General features: G+C 68.5%; 18 protein-coding genes. 12 read left to right on the top strand and 6 right to left on the bottom strand.

Features of this window, described 5'->3' with window-relative positions; genetic code table 11:
• Positions 1-159: 159 nt before the first annotated feature.
• The 8 genes from AC06FA_RS10370 to pcaC all read left to right on the top strand — a co-directional run bounded on the left by AC06FA_RS10370 (position 160) and on the right by pcaC (position 6,699).
• Positions 160-840, top strand: a complete 681-nt coding sequence (locus tag AC06FA_RS10370) for a 3-oxoacid CoA-transferase subunit A (RefSeq protein ID WP_478068211.1) — start codon at positions 160-162, stop codon at positions 838-840.
• Entirely contained in the window at positions 837-1,484 is a 648-nt protein-coding gene (locus AC06FA_RS10375) for a 3-oxoacid CoA-transferase subunit B (protein ID WP_478068212.1), read from the top strand. Before AC06FA_RS10370 ends, AC06FA_RS10375 begins: the two co-directional genes overlap by 4 nt.
• 1 nt (position 1,485) lies before the next feature.
• Positions 1,486-2,700 carry a 3-oxoadipyl-CoA thiolase gene (pcaF, locus tag AC06FA_RS10380; protein WP_478068213.1) on the top strand — a complete coding sequence of 405 codons (1,215 nt, stop codon included), beginning with the start codon at positions 1,486-1,488 and terminating at the stop codon, positions 2,698-2,700.
• 78 nt (positions 2,701-2,778) lie between these two features.
• Positions 2,779-3,489: a protocatechuate 3,4-dioxygenase subunit beta gene (pcaH, locus tag AC06FA_RS10385; RefSeq protein ID WP_478068214.1), complete on the top strand. Its 711-nt coding sequence runs from the start codon at positions 2,779-2,781 to the stop codon at positions 3,487-3,489.
• 4 nt (positions 3,490-3,493) lie between these two features.
• Positions 3,494-4,057, top strand: a complete 564-nt coding sequence (pcaG, locus tag AC06FA_RS10390; protein ID WP_478068215.1) for a protocatechuate 3,4-dioxygenase subunit alpha — start codon at positions 3,494-3,496, stop codon at positions 4,055-4,057.
• Positions 4,058-4,135: 78 nt separating this feature from the next.
• Positions 4,136-5,479, top strand: coding sequence for a 3-carboxy-cis,cis-muconate cycloisomerase (locus tag AC06FA_RS10395; RefSeq protein WP_478068216.1), 1,344 nt, complete (start codon positions 4,136-4,138; stop codon positions 5,477-5,479).
• A gap of 25 nt (positions 5,480-5,504) precedes the next feature.
• Positions 5,505-6,293, top strand: a complete 789-nt coding sequence (gene pcaD / locus AC06FA_RS10400; protein WP_478068217.1) for a 3-oxoadipate enol-lactonase — start codon at positions 5,505-5,507, stop codon at positions 6,291-6,293.
• A gap of 22 nt (positions 6,294-6,315) precedes the next feature.
• Complete coding sequence (gene pcaC, locus AC06FA_RS10405; protein WP_478068218.1) at positions 6,316-6,699, top strand: 4-carboxymuconolactone decarboxylase; 384 nt, start codon at positions 6,316-6,318, stop codon at positions 6,697-6,699.
• A gap of 108 nt (positions 6,700-6,807) precedes the next feature.
• Here the strand turns inward: pcaC and AC06FA_RS10410 are convergent, their stop codons facing one another.
• Positions 6,808-7,662 carry an IclR family transcriptional regulator domain-containing protein gene (locus AC06FA_RS10410; RefSeq protein ID WP_478068219.1) on the bottom strand — a complete coding sequence of 285 codons (855 nt, stop codon included), beginning with the start codon at positions 7,660-7,662 and terminating at the stop codon, positions 6,808-6,810.
• Positions 7,663-7,763: 101 nt separating this feature from the next.
• Positions 7,764-10,187 (bottom strand): membrane-bound PQQ-dependent dehydrogenase, glucose/quinate/shikimate family, encoded by a 2,424-nt coding sequence (locus AC06FA_RS10415; RefSeq protein WP_478068220.1) that lies wholly within the window; start codon positions 10,185-10,187, stop codon positions 7,764-7,766.
• Positions 10,188-10,485: 298 nt separating this feature from the next.
• Here AC06FA_RS10415 and AC06FA_RS10420 point away from each other — a divergent pair, with 298 nt between their 5' ends.
• Positions 10,486-11,025: an adenine phosphoribosyltransferase gene (locus AC06FA_RS10420; RefSeq protein ID WP_478068221.1), complete on the top strand. Its 540-nt coding sequence runs from the start codon at positions 10,486-10,488 to the stop codon at positions 11,023-11,025.
• Between the two features lie 417 nt (positions 11,026-11,442).
• Here AC06FA_RS10420 and dbpA read toward each other — a convergent pair whose 3' ends face one another.
• Together dbpA and AC06FA_RS10430 are read right to left on the bottom strand one after the other, a co-directional pair.
• Complete coding sequence (gene dbpA / locus AC06FA_RS10425; protein WP_478068222.1) at positions 11,443-12,819, bottom strand: ATP-dependent RNA helicase DbpA; 1,377 nt, start codon at positions 12,817-12,819, stop codon at positions 11,443-11,445.
• Between the two features lie 134 nt (positions 12,820-12,953).
• Entirely contained in the window at positions 12,954-14,033 is a 1,080-nt protein-coding gene (locus AC06FA_RS10430; protein WP_478068223.1) for a YeiH family protein, read from the bottom strand.
• Positions 14,034-14,133: 100 nt separating this feature from the next.
• On the opposite strand from AC06FA_RS10430, the gene AC06FA_RS10435 reads away from it, so the two are divergent.
• From AC06FA_RS10435 to AC06FA_RS10445, 3 genes are all read left to right on the top strand, one after another.
• Positions 14,134-15,051, top strand: a complete 918-nt coding sequence (locus AC06FA_RS10435) for a LysR family transcriptional regulator (RefSeq protein WP_478068224.1) — start codon at positions 14,134-14,136, stop codon at positions 15,049-15,051.
• Positions 15,039-15,416 (top strand): hypothetical protein, encoded by a 378-nt coding sequence (locus AC06FA_RS10440; RefSeq protein ID WP_478068225.1) that lies wholly within the window; start codon positions 15,039-15,041, stop codon positions 15,414-15,416. The genes AC06FA_RS10435 and AC06FA_RS10440 overlap by 13 nt, the downstream gene beginning before the upstream one ends.
• A gap of 174 nt (positions 15,417-15,590) precedes the next feature.
• Positions 15,591-17,474 (top strand): ATP-binding cassette domain-containing protein, encoded by a 1,884-nt coding sequence (locus tag AC06FA_RS10445; RefSeq protein ID WP_478068226.1) that lies wholly within the window; start codon positions 15,591-15,593, stop codon positions 17,472-17,474.
• A 248-nt stretch (positions 17,475-17,722) separates the two neighbouring features.
• Here AC06FA_RS10445 and AC06FA_RS10450 read toward each other — a convergent pair whose 3' ends face one another.
• Together AC06FA_RS10450 and AC06FA_RS10455 are read right to left on the bottom strand one after the other, a co-directional pair.
• Positions 17,723-18,184 carry a c-type cytochrome gene (locus AC06FA_RS10450; protein WP_108749379.1) on the bottom strand — a complete coding sequence of 154 codons (462 nt, stop codon included), beginning with the start codon at positions 18,182-18,184 and terminating at the stop codon, positions 17,723-17,725.
• Between the two features lie 9 nt (positions 18,185-18,193).
• Positions 18,194-18,589 carry a c-type cytochrome gene (locus AC06FA_RS10455; protein WP_108752863.1) on the bottom strand — a complete coding sequence of 132 codons (396 nt, stop codon included), beginning with the start codon at positions 18,587-18,589 and terminating at the stop codon, positions 18,194-18,196.
• Positions 18,590-18,605: the final 16 nt, after the last annotated feature.

Genomic DNA, 18,605 nt, shown 5'->3' on the forward strand with positions numbered 1-18,605 from the left:
AGCATGTCAGGCAATGTGCGATTATCGGATTGAATGGCCGAATATCGGATTGACCGGGACGGGGCCTGTGGCCACCATGTCCGCGTCATGTTTTCCCGTCGCAATGGCCGTGCGCCGTGCTGGTCAATGCCAGCCACGGGCAGGGCAAGGAGCAATGCAGTGATCGACAAGACCGTGGCCAGCGCCGAAGCAGCGGTGGCCGATATCCACGATGGAGCCACCGTGATGATCGGTGGTTTCGGCACCGCCGGCATGCCCGACGAGCTGATCGATGCGCTGATCGCGCAGGGTGCGCGCGAGCTGACCATCATCAACAACAATGCAGGCAACGGTGATACCGGCCTGGCCGCGCTGATCAAGCACAAGCGCGTGCGCCGCATCGTCTGCTCGTTCCCGCGCCAGTCCGATTCGCAGCACTTCGATGCGGCCTACCGCGCTGGCGAGATCGAACTGGAGCTGGTGCCGCAGGGCAACCTGGCCGCGCGCATCCATGCCGCCGGTTCCGGCCTGGGCGCCATCTTCACCCCTACCGGCTACGGCACCGAACTTGCCCAGGGCAAGGAGACGCGCGAGATCGACGGCCGCCACTACGTACTGGAATATCCGCTGCACGCCGACTTCGCCCTGATCAAGGCCGACCGCGGCGACCGCTGGGGCAACCTGGTCTACCGCAAGACCGCGCGTAACTTCGGCCCGCTGATGGCGATGGCCGCGCGCTGCGCCATCGTGCAGGTGCGTGAGGTGGTGGCGCTGGGCGAACTCGACCCGGAAGCGGTGGTGACGCCTGGCATCTTCGTGCAGCGCGTGGTGCCGGTGGCCGCAGCAGGAGGACAGGCATGAACAAGCTCAGCCGCGAACAGATGGCCGCGCGCGTGGCCCGCGATATTCCCGAAGGTGCCTACGTGAACCTGGGCATCGGCTTGCCGACCACGGTGGCCAACTTCCTGCCGGCCGACAAGGAAATCTTCCTGCAGTCGGAAAACGGCCTGCTGGGCATGGGGCCGGCGCCGGCGCCCGGCCACGAAGACCCCGACCTGATCAATGCCGGCAAGCAGCCGGTCACCCTGCTCACCGGCGGTTGCTACTTCCACCATGCCGACTCGTTCGCGATGATGCGTGGCGGCCACCTGGACATCTGCGTGCTGGGCGCCTTCCAGGTGTCGGTGCATGGCGACCTGGCCAACTGGAGCACCGGTGCGGCCGACGCCATTCCCGCCGTGGGCGGCGCGATGGATCTGGCCATCGGCGCCAAGCAGGTCTTCGTGATGATGGACCTGTTCACCAAGAAGGGTGAGAGCAAGCTGGTGGCCGACTGCAGCTACCCGCTGACGGGCCTGCGCTGCGTGTCGCGCGTCTACACCGATGTGGCGGTATTCGATCTCGGCCCCGAGGGCGCTACCGTGCTGGAGATGGTGGAAGGCATGGACATCGCCCAACTGCGTGAATTGACCGGCCTGCCGCTGGCGCTGGCCGAGGGAGTCTGAGATGAGCCTGCACGACACCTACATCGTCGATGGCATCCGTACCCCGATCGGCCGCTACGGCGGTGCACTGTCCGGCGTGCGTGCCGATGACCTGGGCGCGATTCCGCTGAAGGCGCTGCTGGCGCGGCACCCGCAGCTGGACCCGGCGCTGATCGAGGATGTCTACCTGGGCTGCGCCAACCAGGCCGGCGAAGACAACCGCAACGTGGCGCGCATGAGCCTGCTGCTGGCGGGCCTGCCGGTAAGCGTGCCGGGCAGCACGATCAACCGTCTGTGCGGTTCGGGCCTGGATGCCATCGGTACCGTCGCCCGCGGCATTGCCGCCGGCGAGCTGGGCCTGGCCATTGCCGGCGGCGTTGAATCGATGTCGCGCGCACCGTTCGTGATGGGCAAGGCGGCGTCGCCGTTCGCCCGCGACCAGCAGATCGAAGACACCACCATGGGCTGGCGCTTCATCAACCCGCGCCTGCGCGAGCTGCATGGCGTGGAAACGATGGGGCAGACCGCAGAGAACGTGGCCGAGCGCTACGCCATCAGCCGCGACGACCAGGATGCGTTCGCCCTGCGCAGCCAGCAGCGCACCGCCGCGGCGCAGGCGCGCGGCTTCTTCGATGGCGAGATCGTGGCGGTGGACGTGCCGGGCCGCAAGCGCGGCGAGACCGTGACCGTCGACCGCGACGAACACCCCCGCGGCGATACCACCGCCGAGGCCCTGGCCAAGCTGAAGCCGCTGTTCCGCCAGCCGGGCAGCGTGACCGCCGGCAACGCGTCGGGCATCAACGATGGTGCGGCCGCGCTGCTGCTGGCGTCGGGCACGCAGGTCAAGGCGCTGGGGCTGACCCCGCGCGCGCGCATCCTCGGCTTCGCCAGCGCCGGCGTGGAGCCGGCCATCATGGGCATGGGCCCGGTGCCGGCCAGCCAGAAGCTGATGGCACGCCTGGGCCTGTCGATCACCGATTTCGATGCCATCGAATTGAACGAAGCCTTCGCCTCGCAGGGCCTGGCCTGCATGCGCCAACTGGGCCTGGCCGACGATGCTGCACACGTGAACCCCAACGGCGGCGCCATTGCGCTGGGCCATCCGCTGGGCATGAGCGGCGCGCGCCTGGCGCTGACCCTGCTGCGCCAACTGGAAGCCAGCGGCGGCCGGCGCGGCCTGGCCACAATGTGCATCGGCGTGGGGCAGGGCGTGGCCCTGGCCATCGAGCGCGTGTGACCCCCTCGCATTCCGTAATCTGCCCGTAACCAGCATGACAGCCGCGGCCCTCGGGCCGCTCGCCAACAGGAGTACGCCATGAGCGATCCCACCGAACTGCGCGGCTACCGCAAGCCGTATCCCGGCAGCCAGCCGCCGCGCATCCACCTGCCGTATGCCAGCACCGCCAAGCGTGGCCCCGGCACCGATCCGATTGCCATTCCGGTCACCCTTTCCGAAGTGACTGGCCCCAGCATCAACCGCATCACCCTGGGTGCGCATGCGGCCGATCTGACCGCGGGGTTCCCCGGCCAGCCGCAGGGCGAGCGCATCATCGTCAGCGGCCGCGTGCTGGACGAGAACGGGCGGCCGGTGCGCAACTCGGTGGTCGAAGTCTGGCAGTGCAACGCCGCCGGGCGCTACCTGCACAAGGGCGACCAGCACGACGCGCCGCTGGACCCGAACTTCAAGGGCACCGGCCAGGTGCTGACCGACAGCGAAGGCCGCTACCGCTTCACCACCATCAAGCCGGGCGCCTACCCGTGGCGCAACCACTACAACGCCTGGCGGCCGGCGCATATCCATTTCTCGCTGCATGGCGAGGGCATCGGCCAGCGCCTGGTCACGCAGATGTATTTCCCCAACGACCCGCTGCTGGCGTTCGATCCGATCTACAACTGCGTGGATGACGCCAAGGCCCGCGAGCGCATGGTGTCCTCGTTCGACTGGGAAACCACCGCCAATGAATTCGCGCTGGGCTATCGTTTCGACATCGTATTGCGCGGTCGCAAGATGACCGTGTGGGAGTAAGACCATGAGCTTCCAATCCACTCCGTGGCAGACCGTTGGCCCGTACTACCGTTTGGGGCTCGAACCGCTGTACCGCGTCGAGATCGCGCCGGCCCAGGCGCAGGGCGAGCGCGTGCAGGTGCAGGGCCAGGTGTTCGACGGCAACGGTGTGCCGGTGTCCGATGCCGTGCTGGAAATCTGGCAGGCCGACGCGCAGGGCATCTATGCGCACGCCGAAGACCCGCGCCGCGATGACCACGATCCCAGCTTCGATGGCTGGGGCCGCGTGCCGACCGACGACCAGGGCCGCTTTGCCTTCACCACGGTCAAGCCGGGCCGCGTGCCGGGTCTGCGCGGTGAGGCGCAGGCGCCGCACCTGGTGGTGCTTGTCTTCATGCGCGGCCTGCTGCAGGCCACGCGCGGGCGCATCTACTTCAGTGACGAAGCCAGCACTGGCGACGATGCGATCCTGGCGCTGGTGCCGGCCGAGCGCCGCCACACCCTGATCGCGCAGGCCCAGGGCCAGGGCGTGTACCACTGGGACGTGCGCATGCAGGGCCCCGATGAAACCGTGTTCTTTGCCTACTGAACGCCCGGGCGGTCGCTTGCCCACGCCGGTCACCGCCGGCGCGGGTAAGCTGGGGCAACCCCGGCAGGATCTTCTTTGATGAACCAGACTCCTTCGCTGCTTGGCGGCCTGTTCGGTGAGCCTGCCGTGGACGCGGCGTTCACCGATGTCGCGCGCCTGCAGGGCATGCTGGATGTGGAAGCTGCGCTGGCGCGCGCGCAGGCGCGCTGCGGGGTGATTCCGCAGGCCGCGGTGGCGCCGATCGAAGCGGCATGCAGCGCGGCCCACTACGATGTCAGTGCGCTGTCGGCGGCGACTGCGCTGGCCGGCAACCCGGCCATCCCGCTGGTCAAGGCACTGACCGCGCGGGTCAAGGCGAACGACGCCGAGGCGGCGCGCTGGGTGCACTGGGGCGCCACCAGCCAGGACATCATCGACACCGGTGCAGTGTTGCAGTTGCGCGCTGCGCGCGAGCACGTGCTGACGCGCCTGCAGACGCTGTGCACGGCGCTGGCGCGGCTGGCCGACGCCGAGCGCGATACCGGACTGCCGGGCCGCACGCTGCTGCAGCAGGCGGTACCGGTCACCTTCGGCCTGAAGGCCGCCGGCTGGCTGGATGCGCTGCAGCGCAGCCTGCGCCGCCTGCAGGACCTGGGAGACGACACACTGGTGCTGCAGTTCGGTGGTGCCGCAGGCACCCTGGCGTCGTTGCAGCAGCGCGGCCTGGACGTCGCCCAGGCGCTGGGCGAGGAACTGCAGTTGCCGGTGCCGGCACTGCCTTGGCACACCGCGCGTGACCGCGTGGCCGAGCTGGGCAGCGCGTTCGCATTGCTGACCGGCAGCCTGGGGAAGATCGCCACCGACATCGTGCTGCTGATGCAGTCCGAAGTGGCCGAGGCGTTCGAGCCGGCAGGCGAGGGCAAGGGCGGATCGTCGGCCATGCCACACAAGCGCAACCCGGTAGGCTGCGTGGCTGCCATTGCCGCCGCCACCCGTGTGCCGGGCCTGCTGTCCACGCTGTACAGCGCCATGCCGCAACCGCACGAACGTGCGGCCGGGCAGTGGCATGCCGAATGGGAAACCGTGCCGGAGATCGTGCGCCTGTGTGCCGGCAGCCTGGCCCAGGTCACCGTGGTGGTGCAGGGCCTGCAGCTGGATCGCGCGCGCATGCTGCGGCACCTGGACAGCCATGGCGGCCTGCTCTACGCCGAAGCCGTAGCGGTCACGCTGGGCGAGCGCATCGGCAAGGCCGCCGCGCATGCGCTGGTGGAACAGGCCGCGCAGCGCGCGCTGGGCCAATCGCAGCACCTGCGTGCGGTACTGGCGCAGATGCCCGAGGTCACCGCGCAGCTTTCCGCTGAACAACTCGATGCCTTGTTCGCCGCCGACAGTTGGCGCGGCATGGCCGATACCTGGATCGACCGCGTGCTTGCGCGCGCCTGATCCCCCGCACTTCGCTGGAGCCAGCATGCCGTTTCTCGAGCTTCCGCAGCATCGCCTGCACTTCCAGACCGAGGGCCGTGAAGACGGCCCCTGGCTGACGTTCTGCAATTCGCTGGGCACCGACCTGGAGATGTGGGCGCCGCAGGTGCAGGCGCTGTCATCGCAGTACCGCATCCTGCGCTATGACCGTCGCGGCCATGGCCAGTCCAGTGCGCCCCCGGGCGTGTACCGCGTGTCCGACCTGGGCGCCGACGTGCTGGCGCTGTGGGACCACCTGGGCATCGAGCGCAGCCACTTCTGCGGCCTGTCGATCGGCGGGCTGACCGGGCAGTGGCTGGGCGTGCATGCCGGCAACCGCCTGCGCACACTCACCGTGGCCGCCACCGCAGCGAAGATCGGCACCGCCGAAAGCTGGCAGGCACGCATGGCACAGGTGCAGCACGATGGCCTGCTGCCGCTGGTGGATGGCACGCGCGAGCGCTGGTTTACCGCCGGCTTCGCGCAGACCCATGCCAGCCTGGTGGAAGACATCCTGCAGCGCTTCCTGGCCACGGCGGTCGAGGGCTATGTGGGCTGCTGCAATGCGGTGGGCACCGCCGACTTCCACGGCGCGCTTGCGCGCATCCAGGTGCCCTTGCTGGCCATCGCCGGCGATGACGACCCGGTCTGCGTGCCCGCCGATCTGCAGGCCATTGCCCAGGGCGCGGCGCACGGCGCGTATGCGCAGGTGCCGGGCCGGCACATCTGCAACCTGGAATCGCCGCAGGCCTTCACCGATGTACTGGCAGCGCATCTTGCGCAGGCCACGCACTGACACACTGCACAGGTAGACGACGATGGACGAACAGGAACGCTACGAAGCCGGCTTGGCGGTACGCCGCCAGGTACTGGGCCAAGCCCATGTGGAACGCTCGCTGCAGGCGCGCACGGACTTCACCACTGAATTCCAGGAATTCATCACCCGCACGGCGTGGGGCACGGTGTGGACCCGCGAGGGTCTGCCGCGCCACACGCGCTCGCTGCTGACCATCGTGATGATGGTGGCGCTCGGCCATGACGAAGAGTTCAAGCTGCACATCCGTGCCGCGCGCAACAATGGCGTAACGCCGGAAGAGATCAAGGAAGTGCTGCTGCAGGCCGCGATCTACTGCGGCGTGCCGGCGGCCAACCATGCCTTTGCACTGGCCAAGCCGATCCTGGAAGAGCAGGCCGCCGACTGAGATCGGGGTCGGATCCCTTTCCGCAGGAAAGGGCTCTGACCCCAACGCTCAGAAGTCAGGGTCGGAGCCCTTTGCGTTGCAAAGGGATCCGGCCCCGGCGAACAAGCATCAATGCAGCAGCGCGCCCAGCTGCTGCGCGGCCTCGCGCAGGCGCGGCAGCAGTTGTGACTGCATCACGCCCAGACTCACACGGCCGGCCTGGGTGCCGATGTTCAACGCGGCCACCACCTCGCCGCTGCGCGAACGCACCGGCACGGCAATCGAGCGCAGGCCGATCTCCAGCTCCTGGTCCACCAGCGAAACACCTTCGCGACGCACCTTTTCCAGCGTTTCCAGGAAATCTTCCATGCGGGTCACGGTGCGCTCGGTGCGCGGGCGCAGCGGCGTGCGGTCCAGGTAACCTTCCAGTGTGTCGCGCGGCAGGGCCGCCAGCAGCACCCGGCCCATCGAAGTGCAGTAGGCCGGCAGGCGGCTGCCGGCACGCAGGCCGATGGACATGATGCGCACGGTCTCGGCACGCGCGATGTAGAGAATGTCGTCGCCATCGAGCACGCCCAGCGAGCACGACTCGTGCACGTCGTCGCGCAGCGCATCCAGCACCGGCTGTGCAGCGGCGGTCATCGACGAGGACGCCACGTAGGCGCCACCCAGGCCCAGCACGCGCGGCAACAGCACATAACCGCGGCCCTGTTCACCCACGTAGCCCAGCTTTTCCAACGTGTACAGCACGCGGCGCACCGCCGCACGCGAGATGCCGGTGTCGCTGCTGATCTGTGACATGGTCACTTCGCGCGGGTGCTGCGAGAACACGCTCAGCACGGCCAGACCGCGGCCGAGCGAGGTCATGAAATCCGGATCGCCCTGGTTGTCCTGGATCTGCTGCATCAACTCATGGGCCAGCCCGCGCTCCTGTGGCGGGGCCGGGGAACGCTTGGGGCGACGGCTGGGAGGAACAGCGGGCATGGCAACCGGTTTCATCTACGTAAGCCCTGCATGGTAAGCGCTGGGCAGCAGGATCGGTACCCGCACGCCGTGGCCACGATCGGCCACGGCGTGGGCACGGTTCACTTGCTCTGCGGCAACGCGTAGGCGATCACGTAATCGCCGCGGTCCGGCGACTGGCGCGCGCCACCGGCGGAAATCACCACGTACTGGCGGCCGGTCTTCGGCGAGACATAGGTCATCGGCGTGCCCTGGCTGCCCACCGGCATGCGTGCCTTCCAGACTTCCTTGCCGCTGCGGCTGTCGTAGGCGCGCAGGTAATAATCCTGGGTGCCGGCGAAGAACAGCAGGCCCGACTGCGTGGCCAGCGAACCGCCCAGCGTCGGCATGCCGATCGGAATGGGCAGGTGCATCTTGATGCCCATCGGGCCGGTGTCCTGCACCGTGCCCACCGGCACCTGCCAGACCAGCTTGTGCGTGGCCAGGTTGATGGCCGACATCGTGCCGAACGGCGGCTGCTGGCACGGAATGCCCAGCTTGGACAGGAAGCGGTCGCGCAGCGAGCCATACGGCGTACCGGTCTGCGAGGCGGCACCCATTTCCACGCCACCATCGCCGCTGGTCATCTGCGCACGCGGAATCAGCTTGGTCCACAGGCCCAGGCGCATATCGTTCACGAACAGATAGCCGGTGGTCGGATCGACCGAGGCGCTGCCCCAGTTCATGCCGCCCAGCGAGCCGGGCCACTGCAGGGCCAGGTCTTCGCCCGGCGGGGTGTACATGCCGTCGTAGCGGAACTGCTTGAACTGGATGCGGCACAGCATCTGGTCGATCGGCGTGGCGCCCCACATGTCCGATTCGGTCAGCGTCTGCGCGCCGATCTGCGGCAGGCCCACCGACAGCGGCTGGGTGGCGGCGTAGCGTTCGCCCTGGGCATTGCCCTGCGGTGCGGGAATCTCGCGCACTTCGGTGATCGGCTGGCCGGTCTGCCGGTTCAGCATGAAGATCTGGCCGGCCTTGGTGATCTGCAGCAGGGCCGGCAGGGTGCCGCCCTTGCCGTCGGGCACATCGGTCAGGGTCGGCTGCGCGGGCAGGTCATAATCCCACAAGTCATGGCGCACGGTCTGGTAGACCCAGCGCTCCTTGCCGGTGGCCACGTCCAGCGCGACCACGGCCGAGCTGTACTTGTCATCCTGCGGGGTGCGCTCGCCTGCCCATTGGTCCGGCGTGGTATTGCCGGTGGGCAGGTAGACCAGGCCCAGCTGCGGATCGTAGGCCATCGACGTCCACACGTTCGGCGTGGCGCGGGTGTAGTGGATCGACGGATCCAGCGGTACGTCCGGGGTTTCCTTGGAAAGATCCCAGACCCAGGCCAGCGCACCGGTACGCACGTTGTACGCACGCACCACGCCGGACGGTTCGCCCACTTCAATGTTGTCGGCCACGCGGCCGCCCACCACGATCAGGTCACCGGCCACCAGCGGCGCGGCGGTCAGGGTGTAGAAACCGGGCTTGATCTCGCCCATGCCCACCTTCAGATCGACCACGCCGTTGCTGCCGAAGTCCGGGCACAGCGCGCCGGTCTTCGCATCCAGAGCGAACAGGCGGGCATCGATGGAGGTCATCAGGATGCGCTTTTCGCAGATCGCCGGCGTGCCTGCGGCTGCGGCGACGCTGGGGGCCGGTGCCGACGGCTCGACCGTAGCGGCGGGCGCGGCGACGGCGGTGCTGCTGTCGAAGTAGCCCAGGCCGCGGCAGCGCTGCCAGTTCGGCGCAGTGGCCTTGGGATCGAACGCCCAGCGCTGCGTGCCCGAATCGGCGTCGATGGCGATTACCTGGTTGTGCGGGGTGCACAGGTACAGGGTGTCGCCGATCTGCAGCGGGGTGTTCTGGTCTTCGGCACCGAAGCCGTTGCTTTCCGGCACATCGCCGGTGCGCGCGGTCCACGCTACCTGCAGTTGCTGCACGTTGTCCGGGGTGATCTGGTCCAGCGCGGCAAAGCGGGTGCCAGCGGTGGTGTTGCCCCAATGCATCCAGTCACGCTGCTCGCTGCCCTTGGCCACCGGCACCACCGGCGGCACATCGCCTGCGGCCGACACCACCGGGCGCGGCTGGAAGGCCGAAACGGCAGTGGCCAGCAGGCCCACCAGCAGCACGGCTGCAACGCCGTAGGCGCCGCGGCCCGCCGTCGCGCCACGGCTGCGCCGCAGCAGCGGCCAGGCCAGCGCCACCAGCAGGGCCAGCACGGCTGGCATCACAAGGCGCGAAACCAGCGGCCAGAAATTCCAGCCGGCATCGACCAGCGCCCATGCCAGGGTGGCCACGAAGGCGGCGCCGTACAGCAGCGCACCGGCCGGGCGGCGTGCCAGCAGCAGGGCACCGGCCAATGCCGATGCCAGACCCATCAGCAGGAAATACCAACTGCCTCCCAGCTGGGCCAGGCGCACACCACCGACCAGCAGAGCCAGGCCGAACAGTGCCACCAGAATGCCGAGCAGGACCAGCAGCACCCGGCACAGAGCCGGAACTTTCGTCGTCTCGTCCACGTTGCATGAACCTCGTATCGAAAAACCCCACGGCCGTGGGGAAGGCCCGCGCGCGCCAGGCGTGGCGGGGACCGTTCGGCATCCCTGGCTGCGGGCCGTCCAGCGGGCGGGCAGGCAGTGACCTGCTTATGGCGCAGGCGGAGTGAATGGCCGGTTAGGGCGATTATCGCACGTGTGTGCGATTTTGGCGTGAGCTTGGGCGGGTCACCAATGGAACATTGCGGCGCGCCAGTGCCGGGAACGGGCAGCGTTCAGGCGAACCGGTTACCCTATGCCGCCATACAAGCTGGTAGCTGCAATGACCGACGCCACCGTGGCCGTCCCCGCCTGGGCTTCGCGCCTGCGCGATATCGCTGATTTCCCCAAGCCCGGTATCCTGTTCAAGGACATCATGCCGCTGCTTGCGCACGGCGAAGACTTCCGCGGCGCGATCACCGCCATGGCCGACCGTTGGCGCGACCAGAAGCTGGATGCGGTGGTCGGCATCGAGTCGCGTGGTTTCATCCTGGGCGCGGCCATGGCGCTGGAGCTGGGCGTGGGTTTCGTGCCGGTGCGCAAGCCGGGCAAGCTGCCGGGCAAGGTGCTGCGCGAGGAATACACGCTGGAGTACCGCAGCGACTGCATTGAAGTGCACGCCGATGCGCTGCAGGCCGGTGCGCGCGTGGCCATCATCGATGACGTGCTGGCCACCGGCGGCACCCTGGTGGCTGCGCTGTCGCTGGTGCGCCGCCTGGGCGTGGACGTGGTTGGCGCCGGCGTGCTGGTGGAACTGGACGGCCTGGGCGGTCGCGCCCGCTGGGAAGCGGATCTGCCGCTGCACACCGAACTGGTGTTCTGAGCGGGGAGCCTGAGCCGGTAGGCTTTGGTAGGTGCCAACCTTGGTTGGCACTGCTGTTCGCGCGACCTGTGGAGCGCCAACCAAGGTTGGCGACTACCAGATTGCGGCGATTTGCTCTGGTTGGCACCGGCTAGCGATCACCAGATCACGGTGATCTGCTGTGGTAGGTGCCAACCTTGGTTGGCACTGCTGTTCGCGCGTCCTACGGAGCGCCAACCAAGGTTGGCGACTACCAGATCGTGGCGATCTGCTCTGGTTGACACCGGTCGGCGATCACCAGATCGCGGTGATCTGCTGTGGTAGGTGCCAACCTTGGTTGGCACTGCTGTTCGCGCGACCTGTGGAGCGCCAACCAAGGTTGGCGACTACCAGATCGCGGTGCTTCGCTTTGGTGGGCGCCGGTTGGCGCCTACCCGATCACATCATCCGCACGCGGAACCGGCGGCCCTTGATCTTGCCGGCTTCCAGCTTCGCCACGGCCTTGTTCACCTGTTCGCGGGCAATCGCCACGTACGAACGGGTGGGGAAGATCGCGATCTTGCCGATGTACTTGCCCGACAGCCCGGCATCGCCGGTCAGTGCACCGAGGATGTCACCCGGGCGCAGCTTGTCGGTCTTGCCGCCATCGATGCGCAGCGTGCGCATGGCCGCCTGCGGCAGTTCGGCCGGGCGCGAGGTCGCCAACGGGGTCTTCTGCCAATCCAGTGGCTGACCCATCTGTGCTTCGATCGCCTCGGCGCGGTGCTTTTCACGGCCCGCCACCAGGCTGATCGCCAGGCCGCTGGCACCGGCACGGCCGGTACGGCCCACGCGGTGCTGGTAGCTCTCCACGTCGGTCGGCAGTTCGTAGTTGATCACCGCCGCCAGTTCTTCCACGTCCAGGCCACGTGCGGCCACGTCGCTGGCCACCAGCACGTTGCAACTGCGGTTGGCCAGGCGCAGCAGCACTTCCTCGCGGTCGCGCTGTTCCATGTCGCCATGCAGGGCAAGTGCAGAGAAGCCGAACTGCTGCAGCGAGTTGGCCACTTCGTCCACGTCCTTGCGGGTGTTGCAGAACACCACCGCCGATTCCGGCGTGTACTTCAGCAGCAGGCCGGCCAGCGCCTTCTGCCGGTGCGCCGGTTCCACTTCGCAGAACAGGTGGCGGATGGCCGGGGCCTGGTCGGCGCCTTCCACGGTGACTTCCACCGCATCGCGCAGCAGGTCGCGGGCGATGGCGCGGATGCTGTCGGGGAAGGTGGCCGAGAACAGCAGGCTCTGGCGGTCCTTGTGGGTGCGGCCGGCGATCTCGCGGATCGGCTCTTCAAAACCCATGTCCAGCATGCGGTCGGCTTCGTCCAGCACCAGCGTGCGCACCGCGCCCAGATTCAGTGCACGCTTGCGGGCCAGTTCCTGCACGCGGCCGGGCGTGCCCACCACCACGTGCGGGTCGTGGCCTTCCAGCGAGGCCAGCTGCGGGCCCAGCGGCACACCGCCGACCAGCGTCAGCAGTTTCAGGTTGGGAATGCCGGTGGCCAGCTTGCGGATCTGCTTGCCGACCTGGTCGGCCAGTTCGCGGGTCGGGCACAGCACCAGCGCCTGCACGCGGATCAGGCTGGGATCGATGGCCTGCAGCAGGCCCAGGCCGAAGGCCGCGGTCTTGCCGCTGCCGGTCGGTGCCTGCGCGATCACATCGCGGCGGTCCAGAATGGCGGGCAGGCTCTGCGCCTGGATGGGCGTAAGCGTGGTGTAGCCGAGGGCGTCCAGGCCGGGCTGCAGGGCCGGGCTCAGCGGCAGGGTCGAGAAGTCAGTCATGGCGCATTGTACCTGTCTGCGCGGCAGCGCCCGCCTGATGGGCGGGGTCGGATCCCTTTCCGCAGGAAAGGGCTCTGACCCCCAATGGGAGCCGCCATCCACTGGCGGGTGCCGACCGTTGGTCGGCACTCCCCTCAGCCCAGGACCGCCAGCACACCCTGGTGGATCGCCAGGCCACCCAGCAGCAGCCAGACAAACAGAATCAGGGCCAGCAGCAGCGGCTTCAGCCCAGCCTGGCGCAGCGCCGAGACGTGAGTGGTCAGGCCCAGCGCGGCCATCGCCATCGCCAGCAGCACCGTATCCAGTTGCACCAGCGCGGCCTGCAGGCCCGCCGGCAGCAGGTGCAGCGAGTTGAATCCGGCCACCGCCACGAACCCGAACGCAAACCACGGCACCACGATGCGCGGGGCCGTACTTTCACCGGCGGCCTTGCCGCCGCGCGCCAGCCACAGCGACAGCGCGACCAGGAACGGTGCCAGCAGCATCACCCGCACCATCTTGGTGATGACGGCAGTATCGGCGGCTGCTTCACTTACCGCGCGCCCCGCGGCCACCACCTGCGCCACCTCGTGCACAGTGGCGCCGGTGAACAGCCCGTACTGGCGTGCGTCCATGGCCAGCCAACCGTGCGACTGCGCCAGCGCAAACAGCGCCGGGTACAGGAACATTGCCAGCGTGCCGAACACCACCACGGTCGATACCGCCACGGTGACCTGCGCGGGCCGACCACGCACCACCGGCTCGGCGGCCATCACCGCTGCCGCGCCGCAGATCGCGCTGCCGGCGCCGATCAGCATTGCCGCCTCGCGCTCCATCCTGAACACGCGCACGCCCAGCCAGCAGGCCAGGCCGAAGGTGCTGGCCACCACCAGCGCATCCATCAGCACGCCCGCCACGCCCACCTGGCCGATATCCTGGAAGGTCAGGCGAAGGCCGTACAGCACGATGCCGGCGCGCAGCAGCCAGTGCTTGGAAAAGCCGACGCCGGTTCCGCTGCGGGGCGCCAGCTGCGGGTAGAACGTGTTGCCGACCACGATGCCGGCGACGATGGCCACGGTCAGTGCACTCAGCCCGTGTGCCTGCAGCCAGGGCAGCTCGGCCAGGTACATCGACAGTGCCGCCACCAGGCCGACCAGCAGCAGGCCGGGCAGGCGTGGCTGCCAGCGTTGGCGCAGGGCGGGCAGGGACCAGGGAGACAGGGCAGGGGCGTTCATGGTGGGTGGGCACTGAGAAGGTGGGCCCAGCCTGCGCCCGCGCTGATTACCTGTAAAACGAATAGTATGGGTGAAACGTACCCATAAAGCAGGTAGATCCATGCGCCTGACCCTTCGCCAGCTGCAGGTCTTCGTTGCTGTTGCCGACCACGGCAGCACCACGGCGGCCGGGCAGGCCATTGCCCTGTCGCAATCGGCCAGCAGCGCGGCCCTGCAGGAGCTGGAAGCCCACTTCGGCACGCCGTTGTTCGACCGCATCGGCCGCCGCCTGGTGCTGAACGGGCACGGCCGCGCCTTGCTGGAACCGGCCCGGGCCCTGCTGGTCAACGCCGCCGATCTGGAGCGCCACCTGGCGGCGGGCGGCACGCCGGGGCAGGGCGCGCCGTTGCGCCTGGTGCTGGCGGCCAGCACCACCATCGGCAACTACCTGCTGCCGGCGCGCATCGCGGCATTGCTGCGGCAGGCCCCGCAGGCCGAAGTCGACCTGCGCATCGACAACAGCGCCGGGGTGGTGGCCGCAGTGCAGCGGCTGGACGTGGATGCCGGGCTGATCGAAGGCCCGTGCCACGAACGCGGTCTGCAGGTCACCCCCTGGCAGCAGGACCCGCTGGTGATCGTGGCCGCCGCCGACGCCCCGGCGCGCTGGTCGCTGGCCGCGCTGCGTGCTGCCCGCTGGCTGCTGCGCGAACCGGGCTCCGGCACCCGAGAGGCCGTTGAACAGGCCCTGTTGCCGCACCTGCACGGCTTTGCGCAGACCCTGCAGCTGGGCAACACCGAAGCGATCAAGCAGGCCGCCATCGCCGGGCTGGGCGTGGCGTGCCTGTCGCGCCACGCGGTGGAAGAGCCTCTGGCCCTGGGCCGCCTGCAGGTGCTGGCCACCCCGCTGCCGGCCCTGCAGCGCACGCTGTGGCTGGTACGCCATCCCGGCAAGCGCTGGCTGCCGGGGTTGCAGGCGTTGCTGGGGGATGCAACCCTGCCACCGCGTGTTGGCAACCCGAACGGATCATGCGAGCGATAGAGAAACTCAGCCGCGACCTGGGCCTGCCACCTGCTGACAGCCATAGCCAGGACTGGGCCTACGAACTGCCCGACCCGTATCGGACCGACGCCTGGCTGGACCGGTACATAGCGGCATATCACGACAGCGGCTATCCCCCTGACGTCAGGCATGCGCTGATGACCCTGGCCCTGGATGTAAGCAATGATCTGCTTGGCGCGGGTGCCAGGCCGGATGATCGCAGCATTGCCGCCGTACTCGCCGCGCTGCGTCAGGATCGTCACGAGCACCACGCCCTGATCGAGTACTGGGCGCTGGAGGGGGAACCATTCGACGACTGCTTTGCCTTGACCCCTGAGGTCAGAAAGATCAAGGCTGCACGCTGAGCCCCGCCCCGACCGGGCGCCGGACGCTGCCGGCGCCGGGGCGGTAGAGTCGACCGTTGGTCGACTATCGCGGGCAGCGCGGGCGTCAGAGAGCAGTCGACTGACAGTCGACTCTACCCGTCGACTCTACCCGCCGAGATTCCGGCTGACCTCCCCAACCCTTACACTATAGGGATGCCTCTGATTACTCTGCAGAACGTCGACTTCAGCGTCGGCGGCCCGTTGTTGCTGGAAAAGGCCGAACTGTCGATCGAGCCGGGCGAACGCATCGCCCTGATCGGCCGCAACGGCGCCGGCAAATCCACCCTGCTCAAGCTGCTGTCCGGCGACCACAAGCCCGATGACGGCGAAGTGCGCGTGCAGCAGGGCGTGCGCGTCACCCGCCTGGAACAGGAAGTGCCGCACGGCGCCGCCGGTTCGGTGTTCGACGTCGTGGCCGACGGCCTGGGCGAACTGGGCCAGTGGCTGGCCGAGTTCCACCACCTCAGCCATGCCGAGGAATTCGACGGCGAAGCGCTGGGCAACGTGCAGGCCAAGATCGACGCCGCCAACGGCTGGGGCCTGGACCAGCGCGTCAGCGAAACCCTGACCAAGCTCGACCTGGACGGCGAGGCCGAATTCGGCCGCCTGTCCGGCGGCATGAAGCGCCGCGTGCTGCTGGCGCGCGCGCTGGTATCCAGCCCGGACGTGCTGCTGCTGGACGAACCGACCAACCACCTGGACATCGAAGCCATCGACTGGCTGGAAGCCTTCCTGAAGGGCTGGAGCGGCAGCGTGGTGTTCGTCACCCATGACCGCCGCTTCCTGCGCGCGCTGGCCACCCGCATCGTCGAGATCGACCGTGGCCAGGTCACCAGCTGGCCGGGCGACTGGGCCAACTACGAGCGCCGCCGCGAAGAGCGCCTGAACGCGCAGGCGCAGGAAAACGCCCGCTTCGACAAGCTGCTGGCGCAGGAAGAAGTCTGGATCCGCCAGGGCATCAAGGCCCGCCGCACCCGCGACGAGGGCCGCGTGCGCCGCTTGAAGGCGATGCGCACCGAGCGTTCGCAGCGCCGCGACCTCAGCGGCAACGTCAAGATGGAAGCGGCGCAGGGCGTCAGCTCCGGCAAGAAGGTCATCGACGTCAAGGACATTTCGTTCGCCTTCGGCGAGCGCACCATGGTCCGCGACTTCACCACCACCATCCTGCGCGGCGACCGCATCGGCCTGATCGGTCCCAACGGCAGCGGCAAGACCACGCTGCTGAAGCTGCTGCTGGGCGAGCTGCAGCCGGCCAAGGGCGAAGTGAACGCGGGTACGAATCTGCAGATCGCCTACTTCGACCAGTACCGTGCGGTGCTGCGCGAAGACTGGAGCGCGATCGAGAACGTGGCCGAAGGCCGTGATTTCCTCGAGTTCAACGGCAAGCGCAAGCATGTGCATGCGTACCTGCAGGACTTCATGTTCACCCCCGAGCGTGCGCGCGCGCCGATCACCCGCCTGTCCGGTGGCGAGCGCAACCGCCTGCTGCTGGCCAAGCTGTTCGCGCAGCCGTCCAACCTGCTGGTGATGGACGAACCGACCAACGACCTGGACGTGGAAACCCTGGAGCTGCTGGAAGAGCTGCTGGGCGAATACACCGGCACCCTGCTGCTGGTCAGCCACGACCGTGACTTCATCGACAACGTGGTGACCTCCACGCTGGTGATGGAAGGCGACGGCGTGATCGGCGAGTACGTGGGCGGTTACAGCGACTGGCAGCGCTACGCGGCCAGCATCAGCAGCCCGGTGGCGCCGGTGGTGGCCAAGCTGGCGCCGGCCGCCGCAGCGGCACCGGCCGCCGCCGAACCGGCCGCAGCCAAGCGCAAGCTCAGCTACAAGGAAGCGCGCGAACTGGAGCAGCTGCCCAAGACCATCGAGAAGCTGGAAGGCGACGTGGAAGGCCTGACGGCGGCGATGAACGACCCCTCGTTCTACACCCGCAGCAGCGCCGAAGTGACCGCGCATACCCAGCAGCTGGCCAAGGTGCAGTCCGAACTGGACGCCGCGTACGCGCGCTGGGAAGAGCTGGAAGGCTGATCGCGCGGCATGCGGTAGCGCGGGGCCATGCCCCGCGAGCGCGTAGCGCGGCGCATCGGGTGATCCGCCGGGCATGGCCCGGCGCTACCGGAAGGCGGACGGTATGCGGTAGCGCGGGGCGATGCCCCGCGAGCGCGCAGCGCGGCGCATTGGGTGATCCGCCGGGCATGGCCCGGCGCTACCGGAAGGCGGACGGCGCAATGTGTGCGGACCAAGGTCCGCACCCACCCATCAACGGTCCGCGGGGGTCATTTCACCCCGTGAAGATCCCGCAGCTGGCTCGGCCGGCTGCCGAAGTACGCCGCCAGATCCGCAATGTCCTGGTCGCTCAGGTCCTTGGCCTGCGGCGTCATCAGCGCATGTTCGCGGTCGCCGGCGCGGTAGGCCTGCAGCGCATGGGCCAGGTAATCGCCGTACTGGCCCCCCAGCTTCGGGTAGGTCGGGTCGATCGGCGCATTGCCGTCGGCGCCATGGCAATCGATGCAGCTCTGGTTGGTGGCCTTGCCCTTCACCTTGGCGCGGGCTTCGCCGGCGGCTTCGCGCCCGGCCGGCAGGCCGGCCGACGATGACGAACCGTGCTCGCCACTGGCATGGCCGGGATCGGCGGCGGATTTCTCGCTGTTTTCCACCTGCGACTGCGAACAGGCGGCCAGCAGCAGGGCGACGGACAGGGCGATGGCGTGACGCACGGGATGCGCGGCTTTCGACATGGGCGGGCCTTACTTGACGGTGGACAGGTAAACAGCGAGATCGGCGATCTCCTGTTCGCTGAAGCTCATCGACTGCGCCTGCATGGTCGGATGCCGGCGCTTGCCCTGGCGGTATTCGGTCAGGGCCTGGGTCAGGTACTGCTGGCTCTGGCCACCGATCTTGGGCACCCGGTAACTGGGGTAGGCGTTCTTGTACCCCGTGATGCCATGGCACCCCTGGCAGGTATAGGCCAGTACCCGGCCATTGTCGAAGTTGCCGCTGGGTGCGGCAGGCGCCGGCGTGGCGGCAGGTGCCGGGGCCGGTGCGGGTGTGGCAGGTGCAGAAGCAGGAGCGGGCTGTGCGGCGGCCCCAAGGGGCAGGAGGACGGCCAGAGCGAGACAAGCGGCGAGCGGCTGCGGGCGCATGATGTCGTTTCCGGGA

The sequence above is a fragment of the Stenotrophomonas sp. Steno-C17 genome (genome assembly GCF_056393165.1).

Coding starts and splice junctions, on each gene's coding strand:
- AC06FA_RS10450 (WP_108749379.1), bottom strand. CDS start 18,184: ATGTCGAAAGCCGCGCATCCCGTGCGTCACGCCATCGCCCTGTCCGTC.
- pcaC (WP_478068218.1), top strand. CDS start 6,316: ATGGACGAACAGGAACGCTACGAAGCCGGCTTGGCGGTACGCCGCCAG.
- pcaD (WP_478068217.1), top strand. CDS start 5,505: ATGCCGTTTCTCGAGCTTCCGCAGCATCGCCTGCACTTCCAGACCGAG.
- AC06FA_RS10395 (WP_478068216.1), top strand. CDS start 4,136: ATGAACCAGACTCCTTCGCTGCTTGGCGGCCTGTTCGGTGAGCCTGCC.
- dbpA (WP_478068222.1), bottom strand. CDS start 12,819: ATGACTGACTTCTCGACCCTGCCGCTGAGCCCGGCCCTGCAGCCCGGC.
- pcaF (WP_478068213.1), top strand. CDS start 1,486: ATGAGCCTGCACGACACCTACATCGTCGATGGCATCCGTACCCCGATC.
- AC06FA_RS10435 (WP_478068224.1), top strand. CDS start 14,134: ATGCGCCTGACCCTTCGCCAGCTGCAGGTCTTCGTTGCTGTTGCCGAC.
- AC06FA_RS10375 (WP_478068212.1), top strand. CDS start 837: ATGAACAAGCTCAGCCGCGAACAGATGGCCGCGCGCGTGGCCCGCGAT.
- AC06FA_RS10410 (WP_478068219.1), bottom strand. CDS start 7,662: ATGCCCGCTGTTCCTCCCAGCCGTCGCCCCAAGCGTTCCCCGGCCCCG.
- AC06FA_RS10445 (WP_478068226.1), top strand. CDS start 15,591: ATGCCTCTGATTACTCTGCAGAACGTCGACTTCAGCGTCGGCGGCCCG.
- AC06FA_RS10455 (WP_108752863.1), bottom strand. CDS start 18,589: ATGCGCCCGCAGCCGCTCGCCGCTTGTCTCGCTCTGGCCGTCCTCCTG.
- AC06FA_RS10440 (WP_478068225.1), top strand. CDS start 15,039: ATGCGAGCGATAGAGAAACTCAGCCGCGACCTGGGCCTGCCACCTGCT.
- AC06FA_RS10420 (WP_478068221.1), top strand. CDS start 10,486: ATGACCGACGCCACCGTGGCCGTCCCCGCCTGGGCTTCGCGCCTGCGC.
- pcaH (WP_478068214.1), top strand. CDS start 2,779: ATGAGCGATCCCACCGAACTGCGCGGCTACCGCAAGCCGTATCCCGGC.
- pcaG (WP_478068215.1), top strand. CDS start 3,494: ATGAGCTTCCAATCCACTCCGTGGCAGACCGTTGGCCCGTACTACCGT.
- AC06FA_RS10430 (WP_478068223.1), bottom strand. CDS start 14,033: ATGAACGCCCCTGCCCTGTCTCCCTGGTCCCTGCCCGCCCTGCGCCAA.